General features: G+C 70.1%; 15 protein-coding genes. 10 read left to right on the top strand and 5 right to left on the bottom strand.

The genetic code is table 11. The features are described 5' to 3' along the window. Window positions 1–25: 25 nt before the first annotated feature. A complete protein-coding gene (gene sigJ / locus ACZ4Z4_RS35420; protein WP_468336939.1) occupies window positions 26–970 on the bottom strand; it encodes an RNA polymerase sigma factor SigJ in 945 nt (314 codons plus the stop codon). A 223-nt stretch (window positions 971–1,193) separates the two neighbouring features. Here sigJ and ACZ4Z4_RS35415 point away from each other — a divergent pair, with 223 nt between their 5' ends. Further along, window positions 1,194–2,732 (top strand): MFS transporter, encoded by a 1,539-nt coding sequence (locus ACZ4Z4_RS35415; RefSeq protein WP_468336936.1) that lies wholly within the window; start codon window positions 1,194–1,196, stop codon window positions 2,730–2,732. Window positions 2,733–2,787: 55 nt separating this feature from the next. On the opposite strand, the gene ACZ4Z4_RS35410 is transcribed toward ACZ4Z4_RS35415, so the two are convergent. Then, window positions 2,788–3,555 (bottom strand): 2-phosphosulfolactate phosphatase, encoded by a 768-nt coding sequence (locus ACZ4Z4_RS35410; RefSeq protein WP_468336933.1) that lies wholly within the window; start codon window positions 3,553–3,555, stop codon window positions 2,788–2,790. A gap of 103 nt (window positions 3,556–3,658) precedes the next feature. Between ACZ4Z4_RS35410 and ACZ4Z4_RS35405 the strand changes: the two genes are divergently transcribed. From ACZ4Z4_RS35405 to ACZ4Z4_RS35395, 3 genes are all read left to right on the top strand, one after another. After that, window positions 3,659–4,042, top strand: coding sequence for a VOC family protein (locus ACZ4Z4_RS35405; protein ID WP_468336930.1), 384 nt, complete (start codon window positions 3,659–3,661; stop codon window positions 4,040–4,042). 192 nt (window positions 4,043–4,234) lie between these two features. Then, window positions 4,235–5,386 carry a hypothetical protein gene (locus ACZ4Z4_RS35400; protein ID WP_468336927.1) on the top strand — a complete coding sequence of 384 codons (1,152 nt, stop codon included), beginning with the start codon at window positions 4,235–4,237 and terminating at the stop codon, window positions 5,384–5,386. Between the two features lie 151 nt (window positions 5,387–5,537). Then, on the top strand, window positions 5,538–6,008 hold the full coding sequence (locus ACZ4Z4_RS35395) for a DIP1984 family protein (protein ID WP_468336924.1): 471 nt from the start codon (window positions 5,538–5,540) through the stop codon (window positions 6,006–6,008). Between the two features lie 267 nt (window positions 6,009–6,275). On the opposite strand, the gene ACZ4Z4_RS35390 is transcribed toward ACZ4Z4_RS35395, so the two are convergent. Beyond that, entirely contained in the window at window positions 6,276–6,851 is a 576-nt protein-coding gene (locus ACZ4Z4_RS35390; protein ID WP_468336921.1) for a MarR family winged helix-turn-helix transcriptional regulator, read from the bottom strand. A gap of 138 nt (window positions 6,852–6,989) precedes the next feature. Between ACZ4Z4_RS35390 and ACZ4Z4_RS35385 the strand changes: the two genes are divergently transcribed. Beyond that, on the top strand, window positions 6,990–7,739 hold the full coding sequence (locus ACZ4Z4_RS35385) for an SDR family NAD(P)-dependent oxidoreductase (RefSeq protein WP_468336918.1): 750 nt from the start codon (window positions 6,990–6,992) through the stop codon (window positions 7,737–7,739). Window positions 7,740–7,840: 101 nt separating this feature from the next. Further along, complete coding sequence (locus ACZ4Z4_RS35380) at window positions 7,841–8,656, top strand: SAM-dependent methyltransferase (RefSeq protein WP_468336915.1); 816 nt, start codon at window positions 7,841–7,843, stop codon at window positions 8,654–8,656. Window positions 8,657–8,710: 54 nt separating this feature from the next. Here ACZ4Z4_RS35380 and ACZ4Z4_RS35375 read toward each other — a convergent pair whose 3' ends face one another. After that, window positions 8,711–9,136 carry a pyridoxamine 5'-phosphate oxidase family protein gene (locus tag ACZ4Z4_RS35375; protein WP_468336912.1) on the bottom strand — a complete coding sequence of 142 codons (426 nt, stop codon included), beginning with the start codon at window positions 9,134–9,136 and terminating at the stop codon, window positions 8,711–8,713. A gap of 233 nt (window positions 9,137–9,369) precedes the next feature. On the opposite strand from ACZ4Z4_RS35375, the gene ACZ4Z4_RS35370 reads away from it, so the two are divergent. The 4 genes from ACZ4Z4_RS35370 to ACZ4Z4_RS35355 all read left to right on the top strand — a co-directional run bounded on the left by ACZ4Z4_RS35370 (window position 9,370) and on the right by ACZ4Z4_RS35355 (window position 14,631). Then, a complete protein-coding gene (locus ACZ4Z4_RS35370; RefSeq protein WP_468336910.1) occupies window positions 9,370–10,794 on the top strand; it encodes an NAD(P)-binding domain-containing protein in 1,425 nt (474 codons plus the stop codon). Between the two features lie 17 nt (window positions 10,795–10,811). Then, on the top strand, window positions 10,812–11,225 hold the full coding sequence (locus ACZ4Z4_RS35365; protein WP_468336907.1) for a hypothetical protein: 414 nt from the start codon (window positions 10,812–10,814) through the stop codon (window positions 11,223–11,225). Between the two features lie 212 nt (window positions 11,226–11,437). Further along, window positions 11,438–13,594: a hypothetical protein gene (locus ACZ4Z4_RS35360; protein WP_468336904.1), complete on the top strand. Its 2,157-nt coding sequence runs from the start codon at window positions 11,438–11,440 to the stop codon at window positions 13,592–13,594. Further along, the gene (locus ACZ4Z4_RS35355; RefSeq protein ID WP_468336901.1) at window positions 13,591–14,631 is read left to right on the top strand and encodes a hypothetical protein; all 1,041 of its coding nucleotides are present in this window, start codon (window positions 13,591–13,593) and stop codon (window positions 14,629–14,631) included. Before ACZ4Z4_RS35360 ends, ACZ4Z4_RS35355 begins: the two co-directional genes overlap by 4 nt. Here ACZ4Z4_RS35355 and ACZ4Z4_RS35350 read toward each other — a convergent pair. Further along, window positions 14,570–15,721, bottom strand: a complete 1,152-nt coding sequence (locus tag ACZ4Z4_RS35350; protein ID WP_468336898.1) for a winged helix DNA-binding domain-containing protein — start codon at window positions 15,719–15,721, stop codon at window positions 14,570–14,572. The two genes, ACZ4Z4_RS35355 and ACZ4Z4_RS35350, sit on opposite strands and share 62 nt — an antisense overlap. Between the last annotated feature and the right edge of the window lie 33 nt (window positions 15,722–15,754).

The raw sequence follows: 15,754 nt of genomic DNA, 5'->3' as shown, positions 1-15,754 counted from the left end.
TCCGGAGCCGAGCCGGCGGCCGAAGTCAGTCATGCTGCGGCTGAGCCGTCCACAGACGGAGCTTGTGGGGGTTGCGGATTGCCCAGATGTGCGTGATCCGGTCGCCGGTGCCGTCGAACGCCACCACCGTCACGGTGACGCCGTCCCGCTCCGCCACCAGGCCGGGCCGGCCGTTGACCATGCGTTCCAGGATGGTCAGGCCCGAGAGCCTGCGGGCGACGTCGATGAAGCCGAGCGCGATGCCTTCGGCGTCCTCGACGGGACCGGAGGTGCCGACCAGGCCGCCCGTGTCGGCGATCGCCTTCACGTCGGGGTCGAGAAGCGCGACGAGCGCCTTGATGTCCTGGGCCTGCCATGCCTGCTTGAACGCCCGTACGAGGCTTGCCTGTTGCGTGATCGGGGCGGCGGGAGGCTGCGCGGCCCGGATCCGGCGGCGGGCCGAGGATGCCAGGTGGCGGCAGGCCACCGGCGTACGGCCGAGGATCCCGGCGATGTCGGCGAAGGGGTAGCGGAAGACGTCGTGGAGGACGAACGCGACACGTTCGGCCGGAGTCATCGAGTCCAGGACCACGAGGAAGGCCATGCTGACCGACTCGTCCAGCGTGACGCGGTCGGCGGGGTCGACGGTGACGCCCTCGATCGGCCCCATGTCCCTCTCGGTGAGGCCGGGCAGCGGCTCGGGCAGCCAGTCCCCCGTGTAGCGCTCACGCCGGACCCGGGCCGAGCGGAGCACGTCGAGGCAGATGCGGCTGGCGACCGTCGTCAGCCAGCCGCCGACCGACTCGACGTCGTCCCGCTGCTGCTGGGACATGGCATACCAGCGTACGTACGTCTCTTGCACGACGTCCTCGGCGTCGGTCAGTGAGCCGAGCAGCCGATAGGCGAGGTTCGTCACCTGTCGCCGCTCGCTGATGAGCGCGTCCAGGCTCTCGTCGGTGTGCTCGTGCCCCGGCTCGGATGTGGTGGTCATGGTTCCGTCGACTCCCTCGATGGCAGATGGAAGATGTCAGGTGGCGGATCGCGGTCGCGGATCGCGGAGGTGGCTTGCAGGTGGCGGCTGTCTTACCCCTACGACGAGACGCCGCCCCGAACTGTGCCGTCGCCCACCCCCATCCCTCTCCCCGTCGCACATTCCGCGACCCCGCCTCGTCGGAAGGCCCAGACACCGACCAGCCACCCAGAAAGGGATGATCATGGCAACACAGAGCGCGGCTTCCGCGCCTGGAACTGGGCCGTACTCCGGAGGAACCGCGGATCCGAAACCGAGCGCGCACCCCAGGCGCTGGCTCGTCCTCGCCGTCATCTGCTGCGCCTACCTCATGGTCGGCCTCGACCTGGCCGTGATGAACCTCGCGCTTCCGGACGCGCAGCAGGATCTCGGCTTCACGGACGGCGACCGGCAGTGGATCGTGACCGCGTACGCGCTGCCGCTGGGAAGCCTGCTCCTGTTCTGCGGGCGGCTGACCGACTTGATCGGGCGCAAGCAGGCCTTCCTCGTCGGCCTCGCCGGATTCGCGGTCGCCTCCGCCGTCGGGGGTGCCGCGGACAGCTTCGGCACGCTGGTGACGGCCCGGGCCTTCCAGGGAGCCTTCGCCGCACTGCTGTCGCCGGCCTGCCTGTCCGTGGTGTCCACCACCTTCACCGACCCGAAGGAGCGCGGCAAGGCCTTCGGTGCCGTCGGCGGTGTGATGGCTGCCGGTGGCGGCCTGGGGCTGATCATCGGCGGTGCGCTGACGGACAGCCTCGACTGGCGCTGGTGCATGTACATCAACCTGCTCTTCGCCGGTGTGGCGTTCGTCGGCGGCGTGACGCTGCTGACCAGGCAGCCCGGGGTGGGGGCCCGGATGGACATCCCGGGTGTGGTCACCGCGTCCGGCGGTATGTTCTGCCTGGTCTACGGCTTCGCCAACGCCGAGGACGGTTGGGGCCGGGCCTCGACGTGGGGCTTTCTCGTAGCCGGTGCCGTACTGCTGTGCGTCTTCGGGGTGTGGCAGACACGTGCCGGGAATCCGCTGCTGCCGCCGCGGGTCGTCGCGGACCGCAACCGCGGCGGCGCCTATCTCACCATGCTGTTCGTCGGGGCCGGCTTCTTCAGCCTGCTGCTCTTCCTCGTCTACTACATGCAGACCGTGCTGGGGTACTCGGCGGTCGTCGCGGGCTGCGCCATGCTGCCGATGGTCGCGTGCACCATCCTGGTGACCGGCGTCGGGGGCTCGAAGCTGGTGCCCAAGTTCGGCCCCAGGCCGCTGATTCCCGCCGGTCTGGTGGTCAGCGGTGTCGGTATGGGGTGGCTGTGGTACATCGAGGTGGACTCCAGCTACGCCGGGGCTCTGCTCGGACCGCTCGTCGTGATCGGCGTCGGCACGGGTTTGATCTACTCCGCCGTGGCGAACACCGGCACCTCCGGCGTGGCGCCCGAGGACGCCGGGGTCGCCTCGGCGTGTGTCAACACCGGGCAGCAGATCGGCGGGGCCGTCGGTACCGCGCTGTTCAACACGATCGCCGCGGACAAGACCACCAGTTGGCTGACGAGCAACGTCCAGGGCCGCCCGTCCGCCGGTGAACTCCGCCAAGCGGCGCTCGAAGGCTACGCAGCGGTGTTCTGCTGGGCCGGTTACGCCCTGGTCTTCGCCGCCATCGTGGCCGCCGTACTGCTGCGCAGCGGTCCCCTGCCCACTCCGCCGGACCGTTCCGGGGAGCCGTCCGAGCCGCTTGCACCAGAACGAGTCTGACCGGCTGCACCCGCTTACAGACACCCGCTCACAGACACCCACTCACCGACATCCATCACAGTCGGTCGGTGAGGGTGAACGCTCCGTCGACGAGGACAGGGACCGCGGCGCAGGCGTCCACTTCTGTGGCGACGGCGACGTCCTCGGCGTACCCCTCTCTGATGAGCTGGCGCCCGGAGGCGCTTGCGGTGACCGCGGCGGCGACATCCGGTGTCGTCCGGAAGGCGGCCGCTGCCATGGCCGCCTCCGGCGACAGCGCTTCGCCGAGTTGGGACAGCAGTCCGGAGATGACGGCTCCCGCGCCCAGGAAGTCCTCCATGGCGGGCCTGAGGCTCCCGTCCGGCCAGCGTTCGCCGGCGGCGATCACCGCGACGGGGCGCTCGGCCGTCCCGTAGCCCTGGTGGCAGAGCCACCGGCTCACAGCTGTCGCGTTTCTGAGGGATCCGGCTATCACGGGGGATTCACCGGCCGAGGCCGCGATGGCGGAGCCGTTGGGTGAGGGAAGCACCAGGCGGGGGGTGAAGGGGGCACGTCGCAGAGCGGCGGGAGAGAGGGACCAGGGGGACGACTCGGTGGTCATGCGGCGTCCGACCGCCAGGTCCGCCCCCACGCGCTCGGCGAACGCGGATGCGGTCGCGTCGCGCCACCGGTAGGGGAAGACCCGTGTCCCCGCCTCAACGGCGACCGTCACCGAGGTGGTGAACGAGAGCACGTCCACGACCACCACGCAGGCGACATCCGCCGCCAGCCGTTCCGCGCCGGCGGACCCCCACTCGAACCGGACCCCGTGCCCTGTCTGTAGATACCAGTCGTCGCTGTCCATGGCCGACGATGATTGCAGCGGAGCGGCCTGCCGGCCCTCCACCCGGATCCAAACCGGATCTAAAGGGGTGGAGGATCAGAGCCCGGTGAGGCAAGCTCGCCCCATGGTCTCAGAGTTGCAGAACGTGGCGATCGACTGTGCGGATGCCTATCAACTGGCGTTGTTCTGGAGCGAGGTGACGGGGCGTCCGTTGCATCCGGAGGACAAGCCGGGCGACAAGGAAACCCAGGTGATGCTGGAGACGGGGCCTGTGCTGTTCTTCAATCAGGTGCCCGAACCCAAGACGACGAAGAACCGGCTCCACCTGTGCCTGCGCCCGGACACCACGCGTGAGGCGGAGGTCGAGCGGCTGCTGGGTCTCGGCGCCACCCTGGTCGGCGACCATCGGGAACCGGACGGCTCGGGGTGGGCCGTCCTCGCGGACCCGGAAGGCAACGAGTTCTGCGTCCTGCGCAGCGCGTCCGAACGCGCGGCCGCCGCTGTCTGACGTCAAGCGGCGGGCATCAGGCTCACCCGATTCCTTTGCCCGTAAACGCACCGGTGAAAGCGCACTGGTCAAATCGCACCGGAGAAGTCGAACGAGAACCTACAAACCGTGACACCGGCCTGCACCGACGTCTTCCATCGGCAGCCCGACGGACCATACTGGTCGGGCCCCGATCGCCTACAGAACGAATCCATGGCCAAGAACAGCACCTCATCGACCGTCGTCCCCGACACCGCGTGGCTCGGGCGCGGGCGCCACCTGGGGCCCGAACCCGAGCAGGACGTCCGGCGCAACCTGATCGCCCTACAGGCGGCCGGGGTGCTCGACGACTTCCTGGACCTCGACCCCGTGGAGGCCGCCACCTCCACCGTCCTGCACCCGCGCGACGAGTCCGCCGACCCCGGCCCGTCGGCCCGCCGCCTCTTCGAGGCCCGCTGGCGCGTCGCCGACGACGTCACGGTGCGCGCACAGCTGACCACGTACGACCCCGAGACCCGCCGCAAGGAAGACGAGGGCGTCACGTGGGTCCTCGCGGCCGAGGCGGAGCAGGCGTGGGACGACCGGTGGCCCTCCCCCGCCCTCATGTTCTGGCCCGACAGCGATCAGGTCGCCTGGGATCACGACACGGTGGCGGGCGTGCGCCTGCGGTCGACGAATCACCTGCCGAAGGACGACGACGAGCTGCGCCACCTGCTGCGGGACTGCACCCGGCAGAGCTGGTTCATCCACGTCGTGGTGCACGAGGCGATGACTCCGGACGCGAAGGGGCAGCAGCCGATCTCGACGTTCCTGCCGCCGAGCCTGCGACACCAGGTGGTCGAGCACCGGGGCACGCCGGAGCAGGCGCAGATCGCCGACTTCGCGATGAAGCGCGAGCTGAGCGTGCGGATGCCGCGCGGCGGTGGCGTCGTCCTGCCCACGGAGCCGCGGAGTCCCGAGTACGACCCGGAGCGTTTCACGGTACGCACGGTCTTCCTGGACGGATCCGAACCGACCGAACTCCTCGACAGGGTCCAGGACTTCGCCGCGCTCCCCCGGCCCATGCCGCCCGAGGCCGAGCGGGCCCTGACGCGGCTGCGCCAGGGCTGGCATCTGCTCACCCCCGAGGAGGAGCTGGCCCACGCCCAGGACATGGTCACCAAGTACGCCGAGGCGCTCGATGCCATGACGACCTCCCGCGATCTGTACCGGGAGGCGGCCGAGGCGGCACAGGCGGCACTGGCCGAGGTGACCGGCGGGGACGGGGTGCCCGGGCCGCCCGCGGCGGGCCAGACCAAGGCGGAAGGCTCACCGCTGAGCGCGCTCACGAAGGCTTTCGGCCGCTTCCGGGAGCCGAAGAAGTAGGGCCCGCCAAGACGTAGGGCCCATCAAGACGTAGGGCCCGCCAAGACGTCGGCCCGTCAAGAAAAGCCGGTGCGGGCGGGGCGGCCTGCCTTCGTATACTCGTGCGAGCTCAGAGGGCCGGGGGGCTCGAAGGAAAGGACGGGGGGAGACGGTGAAGCTTGCCGAGGCGCTGGCGGAGCGCGCGGAGGCGACGCGCCGCGTGGAGCAGCTGCGGGCGCGCGTCGTCAGCAGCGCGCGGCACCAGGAGGGTGAGACTCCTCCGGAGGACGCGGCCCAGTTGCTGGCCGACACCGGTGAGGTGCTGGACACGCTCGAGTCGTTGATCCGGCGCATCAACCGGACCAACGCGTCCGTGCACCTGGGAGAGGACGGCACGCTCACCGACGCGCTCGCGCGCCGGGACGTGCTGCGGCTGCGCCACTCGGTGATCACCGCGGCCGCGGACGCCGCAGCGGGCACGGGCGAACGGGGTTACGGGCGGCAGCTGCGGTCCGAGCTGGTGATGCTCTCGGCCCTCCCGGTCGCGGAACTGCGCGGTCAGGCGGACGCCCTCGCCCGCGAGATCCGTGAGATCGACGTGCGCATCCAGCGCGCGAACTGGGAGGCCGACCTCCTGGACTGAGCGGACGGTCCGGCCGTACACCGTACGGACGATGGGGAGCAGGTAGCTGTTCCGGAGGCGTGCACACACCGAGGGCCGGCGGTTCCGGCCCACTCCTGGCGCGTGAAGAGCAACGCGGGGGTTCGACTCCCCGATGACAGTGCAGCTCAGCACCGCGTACAGGTGACAGTGCACATCGCACAGCACATCACCACGTGCAGATCCGGGCGGTGAGGGCGGGTTCGGGGTCTCCCCCATCGCACGTCTCCGGCCGTCGCCGCGCAGGCATCAGACCTCTCCCACCTGCGTGATTCGTTCGTCCCCGAGCTTTTTCTGGACGTCTTCGAGGAGCAGTCCCAGCAGCTCGGTGAGGTGTGCCTGCTGGTCGGACGTCAGGCCGCCGACCAGGTCGGCCTCCCTGCCCAGCACTTGGTCCACCGTCGCCTCCACGAGGGCGTGGCCCGCCTCGGTGAGGGTGACCTCGACCGTACGGGGCCGGCCTTCCCCGGGGCGGCGGGTGACCAGGCCCTCGCGTTCGGCACGGGCCACCCGCTGGGAGACCGCGCCCGCCGTGACCATCGACAGGTGACCCAGTTCGCGGGTGGTCAGGGTGTAGGGCGCGCCGCTGCGGCGCAACACGCTGAGCAGGTCGAGTGTCGCCGTGTCCACGCCGGCGCGGGCGAGGACGCGACGGCGGTCGTCGCCGAAGAGCTTGGCCAGTTGCCAGATCGGCGTGACGATGCCGATCGAGGTGGCGGGGGTGCCGGGGCGTTCGCGCTGCCAGGCGGCGGCGATGTCCCGTGCGGTGTACGCGGAGGTCCCGCCCGGGAGGGCGCCGCGCTCCTTCTGTGCGGTTTCTTCCACTCGCTCCGAGCCTGCACCTGCTGTGCCTGCTGTGCCTTCCGTCTGCACGTCCAGCCTGTCCCCCATGTCCCGCCTCTCCAGTGATACGTTACGTTTAGCTCTAAATTTAGGCCTCAATGGATGTTCGGAGTTCAGCTTATGACACGCACCATCCTGATCACCGGCGGCGGCACCGGAATCGGCCGCGCGACCGCCCGGCACTTCGCGGAGCGCGGCGAGACCGTGTTCGTCACCGGCCGCCGTCCCGAACCCCTCCACCTGCTGGCGACGGAGACCGACGTACGCGGCGTGGTGTGCGACCACACCCGCCCCGAGGCGCTCACCGCGCTCCTCTCCGAGTTGCCGGAGCGGATCGACGTCCTCGTCAACAACGCCGGCGGGAACACCGACTTCGACGCCGGTCCGCAGCAGGACCTCGAAGTCGGCGAAGAGGCCGATCTCGTCGCGTACGGGCAGGCCTTCCGCGACAACCTGGACGCGAACCTCGTCGGCGCCGCGCTGACGACCAGGGCGGTGGACAGCCGGCTCGCGGCGGGCGGAGCCGTCGTGCACATCGGGTCGATCGCCGGCGCCCGGGGGTCGGGGGCCGGGGCCTACGGCGCCGCCAAGGCCGGACTCGCCGCCTGGAACCTGGACCTCGCCCGTACGCTCGGGCCGCGCGGCGTCACCGCCAACGTCGTCGCGCCCGGCTACATCGCGGACACCGAGTTCTTCCGGGACCGCCTCGCGGACGAACGGCGCGAGCAGCTCGTGGCCGCGACCTCGACGGGGCGCGCCGGGTCGCCGGAGGACATCGCGGAAACGGTCGCGTTCCTCGCCTCCCCCGGCGCCCGTCACATCACCGGTCAGGTACTGCACGTCAACGGGGGCGCGTACATGACCCGCTGAGAGCGGGGGGTTTCCTCGTGAACTGATGTGCGCGACACGGCTGTTGCGACGTAGGTTGTGCGTCGAACAGTCCACGCCACGGTTGAAGACGGACGGTACCCATGACCGACCACGCCACGACGCCCGGTCCGGCGGCGCACCAGAAGATCGACACATCGGTGCCGCACTCGGCCCGGATCTGGAACTACTGGCTGGGAGGCAAGGACAACTACCCCGTCGACGAGGCGGCGGGCGACGCGTACAGTGCCGTCTTCCCCGGCATCGTCACCGTCGCCCGCAGCAGCCGTGCCTTCCTGCGCCGCAACATCACGCACCTGGTCTCCGAGGCGGGCATCCGGCAGTTCCTGGACATCGGGACCGGGCTGCCGACGGTGGACAACACGCACGAGGTCGCCCAGCGCCTCGCCCCGGAGGCCCGGATCGTCTACGTGGACCACGACCCGATGGTCCTCACCCACGCCCGCGCGCTGCTCACCTCCACCCCGGAGGGGGCGACCGCCTACATCGACGCCGAACTGTCCGACCCCGACCGCATCCTGGCAGCCGCCGCCGACACACTGGACCTCGGCCGCCCCACCGCTCTGATCCTCAGCAACATCCTGGGGCACATCGCCGACTACGACGAGGCACGCGCGATCGTCGCCCGGCTGATGGACGGTCTGCCGTCCGGCAGCTACCTCTCCGTCAACGACGGCTCCCGGGGCATCGACGCGGCGTACGAAGCGGCCCAGGACGCCTACAACGCGTCCGGTGCCGTCCCGTACTTTCTGCGCCCCGTCGACAAGATCGAGGCGTTCTTCGAGGGCCTGGAACTCCTGGAGCCCGGGGTCGTGTCAGTCCCCTTCTGGCGCCCCGACCCCGGCTCCCCCGCCCAGGAGCCCATCGGTGAGCATGGGGGCCTCGCCCGCAAACCGTGACGCCCACCAGGTCACACAAAGAGGCAGACGGAGCCTCAGACGGCCCCCAAGCCTTCAGACGTTACCCAGGTCCGACGAGTACCAGTGCTCGGGCCGCAGGTAGTAGACGGCCTGTTCGCCGTGGTCCTTCCAGGCCGTCTCCACGTACGACTCGACCTTCTCGGCCGGAAGGTAGCGCGCCGACATCTCCCGCAGCCGCTCGATGGTCGCGTCCTCGGAGCGGACCACCGGGCCCTCCACGGAGACGTACCGGATGGTCGGCTCCAAGCGCTCCACCATCAGCGAGAAGCGTCCCGCGGCGGCGATCAGCCGGCCCTTCTTGGAGTGCCGGCCCGTCATCACCCACAGCTCACCGCCGGGGGTGTACTGGTACCAGATGGGCAACGTGAGCGGCCCCCTGCCCTCACCCGCCACCACGGCCAACGCTCCGATGTGCGGCTCGGCAAGGAACTGTTCACGCTCTTCGACGCTGAGCGGCATGGCATCTCCTTCGACGGCTTCTACTGGTGGTGATCCCCAACTCGCCTGTGGGGGTGGGTATTCCGCGGGCATGCGAAGCATTGCGGTTCGGGTGGCGCTCCATCACCAGGTCGGTGACATTGAACCTGGTCGCACCACGCTGCCGTGGAGCGACAAGTCCTTCGCGGACGTGTTCACCTCGTCCGTCCCTGACCCGGAGCGTCTTCGCCAAAACGACCCTCCTACTTCGACACATGTCTATGTTGACGTTCATCGAATCAGGTGGGACCCTTGTAGCACAGCACATCGACAGACGTCGAAACAAGGGAGTCACCGTGACCGCGCCGCTCAACCCCGTGACCGCCTCCACCGAGCTGCCCGTCGTGGTTGTCGGGGCCGGTCCCATCGGTCTGGCTGCCGCTGTTCATCTCGTCGAGCGCGGTATCACGCCGCTGGTCCTGGAGGCCGGGGCGTCCGCGGGTGCCGCGGTGCGGGAGTGGGCGCATGTGCGGCTGTTCTCGACCTGGGGGGAGGTCATCGATCCGGCCGCCGAGAAATTGCTGGCACCCGTCGGCTGGGCCAAGCCGGACGCGGGCTCCTACCCCTCCGGTGGCGACTGGGCCGAGCGGTATCTCCAGCCCCTCGCCGAAGCCCTCGGCGAGTACGTCCGGTTCGGCGCCACCGTCACCGGCGTGTCCCGCGCCGGCCGCGACCGCGTCGTCGACGCCGGCCGCGAGACCCAGCCCTTCGTCGTACACGTCACCACCGCTGAAGGCCGGGAGGAGCGCGTCTTCGCCCGCGCCGTCGTCGATGCTTCGGGCACCTGGGCCACGCCCGGCCCGGCCGGCGGCAGCGGTCTCCCCGCCCTCGGCGAGAAGGCGGCGAGCGACCGGATCTCCTACCGCGTCCCCGACCTCAAGGATCCCGCCGTCCGCGCCCGGTACGCGGGCAGGCGCACCGCCGTGATCGGCTCCGGCGCCTCCGCCTTCACCGCGCTCGCCTACCTCGCCGACCTCGCCACGTCCGAGGACGGCGCGGGCACGAAGGCTGTGTGGATCCTGCGGCGGGGCATCTCGGGCGCCACCTTCGGCGGCGGCGAGGCCGACCAGCTCCCGGCACGCGGCGCCCTTGGCCTGGCGGCGAAGGCCGCCGTCGACGGCGGTCACGCGGACGCGGTCACCGGCTTCCGCACCGAGGGGATCGAGCGCGCCGCCGACGGCCGCCTCATCCTGATCGGCGAGGACGGGCGCCGCCTCGACGCGGTCGACGAGGTAATCGTGCTGACCGGCTTCCGCCCCGACCTGTCCTTCCTCGACGAGCTGCGCCTGGGCCTCGACGAGCGCCTCCAGGCGCCGGTCGATCTTGCGCCGCTGATCGACCCCAACCAGCACTCCTGCGGCACCGTCTACCCCCACGGTCACCGCGAGCTGTCCCACCCCGAGGCCGACGTGTACCTGGTCGGGATGAAGTCCTACGGCCGCGCCCCCACGTTCCTGGCCATGACCGGTTACGAGCAGGTCCGCTCCGTCGCCGCCGCGATCGCCGGTGACCTCTCCTCCGCCGATCGCGTCGAGCTCACCCTTCCCGAGACCGGAGTGTGCGGCGGAGCCGGTCTGTTCGACGGCGCCGACGGCCTCGAGGCCCGGCTGGAAAACACAAGCGGTTGTTGCGGCTCGTGACGCGGCAGACTGCGGGCATGAGCCGATACGCCGAGGTCATCGTCCTTGCCCGCGATGCCGAGGAGGTGATGGAGCCGCTGACCCGCCCGGCCTCCGAGCGCGAGTGGTACCAGTGCTTCACCCCCGTCGACAACTCCGTCTTCGCGGGCGCCGAATCCAGCTCGCGAGAGTGTTACGCCTGGGTCGTCCAGTTCACCCGGCACAACTGGTACGGGCTCCTGCCCCATCTGGAGTCCCTGCCGTGGCCCGACCCGTACTCCGTCCAGGTCCTCGTCCGCGACGAGGAGGACGACTGCTTCGGGCTCTGGATGCTCCACGACGGCAGGCTCACCGAGGTCCCCCTCCCGCACACATCCCGACACCTCGCTCCCGGCATCAGTGTGACCGGGACGCTGAGCAGAACCGACCGGAGCCGGACCGACCGGAACTGAACCGGACCGTGCCGTACCCACCACCGACTCATCCTTCTGGTCCAACTGGCCCAACTTTGCCTGCGTGACGTGCGAAGCACGGTGTATGCATCACCCCTGAGAAGAATGTCGCGTAAGTGCAACGGGGGGTGCGGTCGGGCATGTGTCGACGACGGAACGTGATCCGGCCCTGGGCAAGTTCCCCGGGACGTCGGCGCCGGGCAGCGCTGCTGGTGGTGGTCGCCGCCGCCGTCGCTGCCCTGCTCGGCGTCGGATCGGGGACGGCACCGGCGGCCCACCGCGGCCCCTCGCCCACCCCGCCCGAGTTCACCGAGTACGGCCCGCCGCTCACGAAGACGACCATCGGCGGCGACGAGTTCATCATCGACGCGAACGGTGTCCCACACCGCATCGATGAGGAAGGGGACAAGAACTCGACCCCCGCCCGCGACTTCATGAACGAGCAGTTGAAGAAGGCAGGGCTGGCCTACGACAGGAGGACGAGGACCGGTTTCGATTACATCTTCCAGGACGACCACAAGAAGCAACCACTGGTCCCCAAGGGGCGGATCGCCTCGGGCGCACTCGCCGGAACGACCAGCGACCTGCTGAAGCTCGCCTGGAGCGATGGGCGGCTCGTGAGTGTGGACATCGTCGACGCGACGGGCACCTCCCGCGACTCCATCGACCCCACAGACATCCGCCGCCACATCGGAACCATCAACAAGAAGCTGCCCGGCAACGACAACCAGGCCGACAACGTGGTGTTCGTCGCGAAGAACAGAGCACAGGCCGAGTTGCTCGCCAAGGTGTACCAGGGCAACCCCCATGTCCGGATCATCCACCCCGACTCCCAGTTCGACACCGGGGAATTCGAAGCCGGGACCGCTGCGCTGAAGCAAGCGGCCGGGCACCTGTTCACCGCTCGGCCGTCGGACTGCCCGCCGACACCGGCGCACGGCGTGCGACACCCCGCCACCGGCTCCGGCGTGCAGCGAGCCGCCTTCACAGTGAGCCGCGTCGCAGGCTGCGGCGGCGAGCAGAGCCCGCAGAAGCCCGGTGGTCTCGCGCAGGAGCTCGCGGCCGGCACCCGGGACGCAGGCGGGATCGACTTCACCCGGCTCGAACTGCGTTACCTGGCCGATCCGGGCCCGGGCAACGGCCTGCGGTACGCCTTCCAGGCACCCGTCGAAACTCGTGGTGCGTCATCCGGCGAAGCGTCCGGCAAGGGCGGTTCACTCACGGGTCTCGCCAACGCGCGGAAGGCGTCCGACTCCTTCTTCACCTGGCTTCAGCTGAACCCGTCGACGTTCTGGGTCAACCTCAACCCCAACGAACCCGACCGCATCATCGACTCCCGGCTCGGCCGCACCGACACAGGGCGGGTGCTGCTGGAAGCGGACCTCATGCTGAAGAGGACCACCGGCAAGCTGATCCACCCGGACACGGAACGAGGCGCGGCATACTGGCGGTCGCTGTCCGGCTCGTGCACGTCCTTCCGCACCTGGATCGTGCCTGCACCCGCGACGGTGTACACCAGGGGCGACCAGCTGCACATCCTCAAGTCGCCGCTGGACGTGCAGATGGAGACGCAGTACCTCAAGCGGCACGACGGCTCGGGCAAGGCCACGTGCCCCCAGCAGTCCGCACAGGTACAGGAGCACAACGAGTCCCAGTTCCGGCAGAGGATCCTGCCCCACGTGGTCAAGGCGGTGAACACCGCTCCCGACTACGCCGAGCTGCGGCGCGTGTACCTGAGCAGGGTCGCCGCCGAGTGGTACCGGGAGCTGAGCCTGCGCAAGAGCACGGCTTACGGGTCGTTGATCGACGAGGGCGACGTCGACGCGTACGTCACGCGAGAGAAGTGGAAGCCGAGGGACACCTTCGACGCGTACGTGCGGTCGTACACCAAAGGCGAGTTCAAGGTGGTGCACCGTACCCGCGAGGACGATCGCGAGTACACGAAGACGTACATCTACGGCGGCGTCGACTTCACCGACGTACGGCTCACCTCCCTGAGCTCCGACCGAGTGAAGGCTTCCTGGCCCGGGCTGACCCGAAGCGTCAGCCAGTCACTCGACGAGCCCATGAGAGACCGGGTGAAGGGACAGGCCTGGCTCGGCGGGGGCGTCCCGGCAAGGGGTGGCGGCGGCGGTAAGGACAAGAACCGCGAGGACGAGGGCGGTGGCACGTCCGAGGCCCTGGTGTCGCCCGTGCGGGAGGACGACGAGGGCTTGGTGGCCGTGGTGGGGCGGTGGCTCGGAGTCGCGGGCCTCACGCTGTTCGGGGTGATGGTGCTGAGTTTCCTGATCCGTCGGCGACGCGCGAGGCGACGCGTCGACGGATGGGACTTCCGACGATCCGCGCGACGAACAAAGGACAGCGCATGACAGTGGCTCAGGGCATCTTGGTGGCGATCGTGACAGCCCTGATCGGGGTGCCCTTCGTGGGAGTGGTCGCTGCATGGGCGACCGGGGAGAAGGAGACCATGGCGGGCGTCACGTTGGAAAAGGACACGACGGACACGCCCAACGGATGGGACAGTGAGGCGACAGCGGGCTGCTGCGTCCTCCTCGTCGTCACCCTGGCCATCGTCCTGGTGGAAGTGGCGGTGGCCGACCCGGGCCCCAACAACGGCTATGTATGGACGATCACCGCATGCGCCGTGGCGATGGTGGCGGCAGTGCCGGTCGTGCGGTACCGCAAGGGCGTACGCGGGTTGCCGCTGGCACAGCACGTGTCGGGCGCGCTGACGCTGGCGGCGGGCTGCCTGAGCATCGGTGCTTTCGTCATCGAGCCGTGGGCCTTCGGACTCGGGCTGGCCATGCTCGCCGTCGTCGTGGCAGGCGCGGCGACCGCTTCCGTCCTGACTCTGGTCCGGGCCGAGGTGACGCTCACCGTGGTACCGGTCGCTGTCGCCGTGCTCCTGGCCGTGTTCGGTGGCATCGCACACTCCGTCTACGACTCGGCCGAATACGCGATGCGCTACGGACACCCGGTGCGTATGGGGCTGCCCACCAACTGCGTGGGAAATGAGGGGATGACCTGCGGCATCACGTGGAACCAAACGGACCACGAGCCGACCCCCGCCTTCGAGTACGGCCAGGGCGTCACCGTCCACTTCAGCCCCGAGGCCCGGTCCCGTTACGCGCAGTACTACAGGCTCGGCGGTTTCTACAAGCCGGGCGACGAGAACGACCCCAACCTGGTCTCCCTGGACACCCGGGCCATCGAGGACAACGCGTACGTGACCATCGGCTACGAAGCGGACTCTCTGACGCCGTTGGGCCGCTTCCGTCTGCCGTGGCCGGTCTGGGCGTCCCTGCCCCTCCTCCTGGTCCCGCTGGCGCTGCACCTGTACCTCGTCAGGGAGAGGGCGTCGCATCCGCTGCGGCGCCGGACGCGCGGGGTCGATCAGACCATGTGACGCGTTCGCTCGTCCCGTCCGACAGAAAGGCCGCCACCGCCGCGCCCTCCTCCTCGACTTCGGCGTGCTCCGCGCGGGAGAAGCGCCGCAGCGCGGTCACCAGCACGGTGTCCTGCTGCACGGTCCACGTCGCCGAGACCCGGCCGTCGACCAGGACCACGCGCTCTCCGGCGACGGACAGGCCGCGGTGGGCGTCGTCGATGATCCTGCTGCGGTCGTCGTAGCCGAGGATCGCGTTGTCGAACGCGGGCAGGAAGCGCACCGGCGCGGGGGTGTCGGGGTCCGGTCGCGGGGCTTCGGGCAGGTCGAGGAGTTCGCGGCCGCGCTCGTCGCGGAAGGAGACCAGTTCCGCGCGGGTCTCGGCGACCGCGGCCGGGAGTCCGGCGAGACCGCTCCAGGCGCGCAGGTCTGCCGTGGCGGCGGGGCCGTAGGCGGCCAGGTAACGACGCACCAGGGTCTGGCCCACCGGATCGGAACCGTCCGGGGAGGGCGGGTCGATGTCTCGTCCCAGCCAGGAGGAGAGCGGGGCGTTGCGCACGCCGCCCTTCGTGCGCCACAGGCCGCGTGGCGGCACTTGGACCATGGGCACGAGGCCCGCGATCAGCATCTCCCCCAGTGCGCGCGGCGCCGTCGTCGGCCAGCGGTCGGCGACGGCTCGCGTGAGCTCGGCCATGGAGCGCGGCTCCCCGTCGGCCAGCACCGCCCGGCCCGCGGCGGCGAGTTCGTCGAGGTCCACGCCGTCGAGGTCGCGGCGGTACACCCCGAGCACCCGCTGGCGCAGCATCGCGTCGTGCCGGGAGCGCCAGGCCAGGGCGTCGTCGGCGGTGACGAGGTGGACCGTGCGGCGCATGAGGTGCGTACGGACCACACGTCGCTCGACGAGCAGGTCGGAGAGGGTGCCGGGCGCGAAGGCGCGCAGCCTCGACCAGAGTCCGACGAACGGCTCCTGCGGTTCCTGCGCCTGTAGGCCGCAGAGGTGCGCGACCGCGTCCAGGGCCGGCATGGCGGCGCGGTCGAGGAGCAGTTGACGGGCGAGCGTGGCGCGGCCGAGGGTTCGGGCGTCGAGCACGGTGGGGGCGTGGGTGGGCATGGGCCGCTCCTGGGGTCTCTCGGGTCGAGGACC

The sequence above is a fragment of the Streptomyces sp. NPDC030245 genome, assembly GCF_055572995.1.
This window is presented reverse-complemented; position numbering and strand designations above follow the sequence as displayed.

Coding starts and splice junctions, on each gene's coding strand:
- sigJ (WP_468336939.1), bottom strand. CDS start 970: ATGACCACCACATCCGAGCCGGGGCACGAGCACACCGACGAGAGCCTG.
- ACZ4Z4_RS35415 (WP_468336936.1), top strand. CDS start 1,194: ATGGCAACACAGAGCGCGGCTTCCGCGCCTGGAACTGGGCCGTACTCC.
- ACZ4Z4_RS35410 (WP_468336933.1), bottom strand. CDS start 3,555: ATGGACAGCGACGACTGGTATCTACAGACAGGGCACGGGGTCCGGTTC.
- ACZ4Z4_RS35405 (WP_468336930.1), top strand. CDS start 3,659: ATGGTCTCAGAGTTGCAGAACGTGGCGATCGACTGTGCGGATGCCTAT.
- ACZ4Z4_RS35400 (WP_468336927.1), top strand. CDS start 4,235: ATGGCCAAGAACAGCACCTCATCGACCGTCGTCCCCGACACCGCGTGG.
- ACZ4Z4_RS35385 (WP_468336918.1), top strand. CDS start 6,990: ATGACACGCACCATCCTGATCACCGGCGGCGGCACCGGAATCGGCCGC.
- ACZ4Z4_RS35380 (WP_468336915.1), top strand. CDS start 7,841: ATGACCGACCACGCCACGACGCCCGGTCCGGCGGCGCACCAGAAGATC.
- ACZ4Z4_RS35375 (WP_468336912.1), bottom strand. CDS start 9,136: ATGCCGCTCAGCGTCGAAGAGCGTGAACAGTTCCTTGCCGAGCCGCAC.
- ACZ4Z4_RS35370 (WP_468336910.1), top strand. CDS start 9,370: ATGTCTATGTTGACGTTCATCGAATCAGGTGGGACCCTTGTAGCACAG.
- ACZ4Z4_RS35365 (WP_468336907.1), top strand. CDS start 10,812: ATGAGCCGATACGCCGAGGTCATCGTCCTTGCCCGCGATGCCGAGGAG.
- ACZ4Z4_RS35355 (WP_468336901.1), top strand. CDS start 13,591: ATGACAGTGGCTCAGGGCATCTTGGTGGCGATCGTGACAGCCCTGATC.
- ACZ4Z4_RS35350 (WP_468336898.1), bottom strand. CDS start 15,721: ATGCCCACCCACGCCCCCACCGTGCTCGACGCCCGAACCCTCGGCCGC.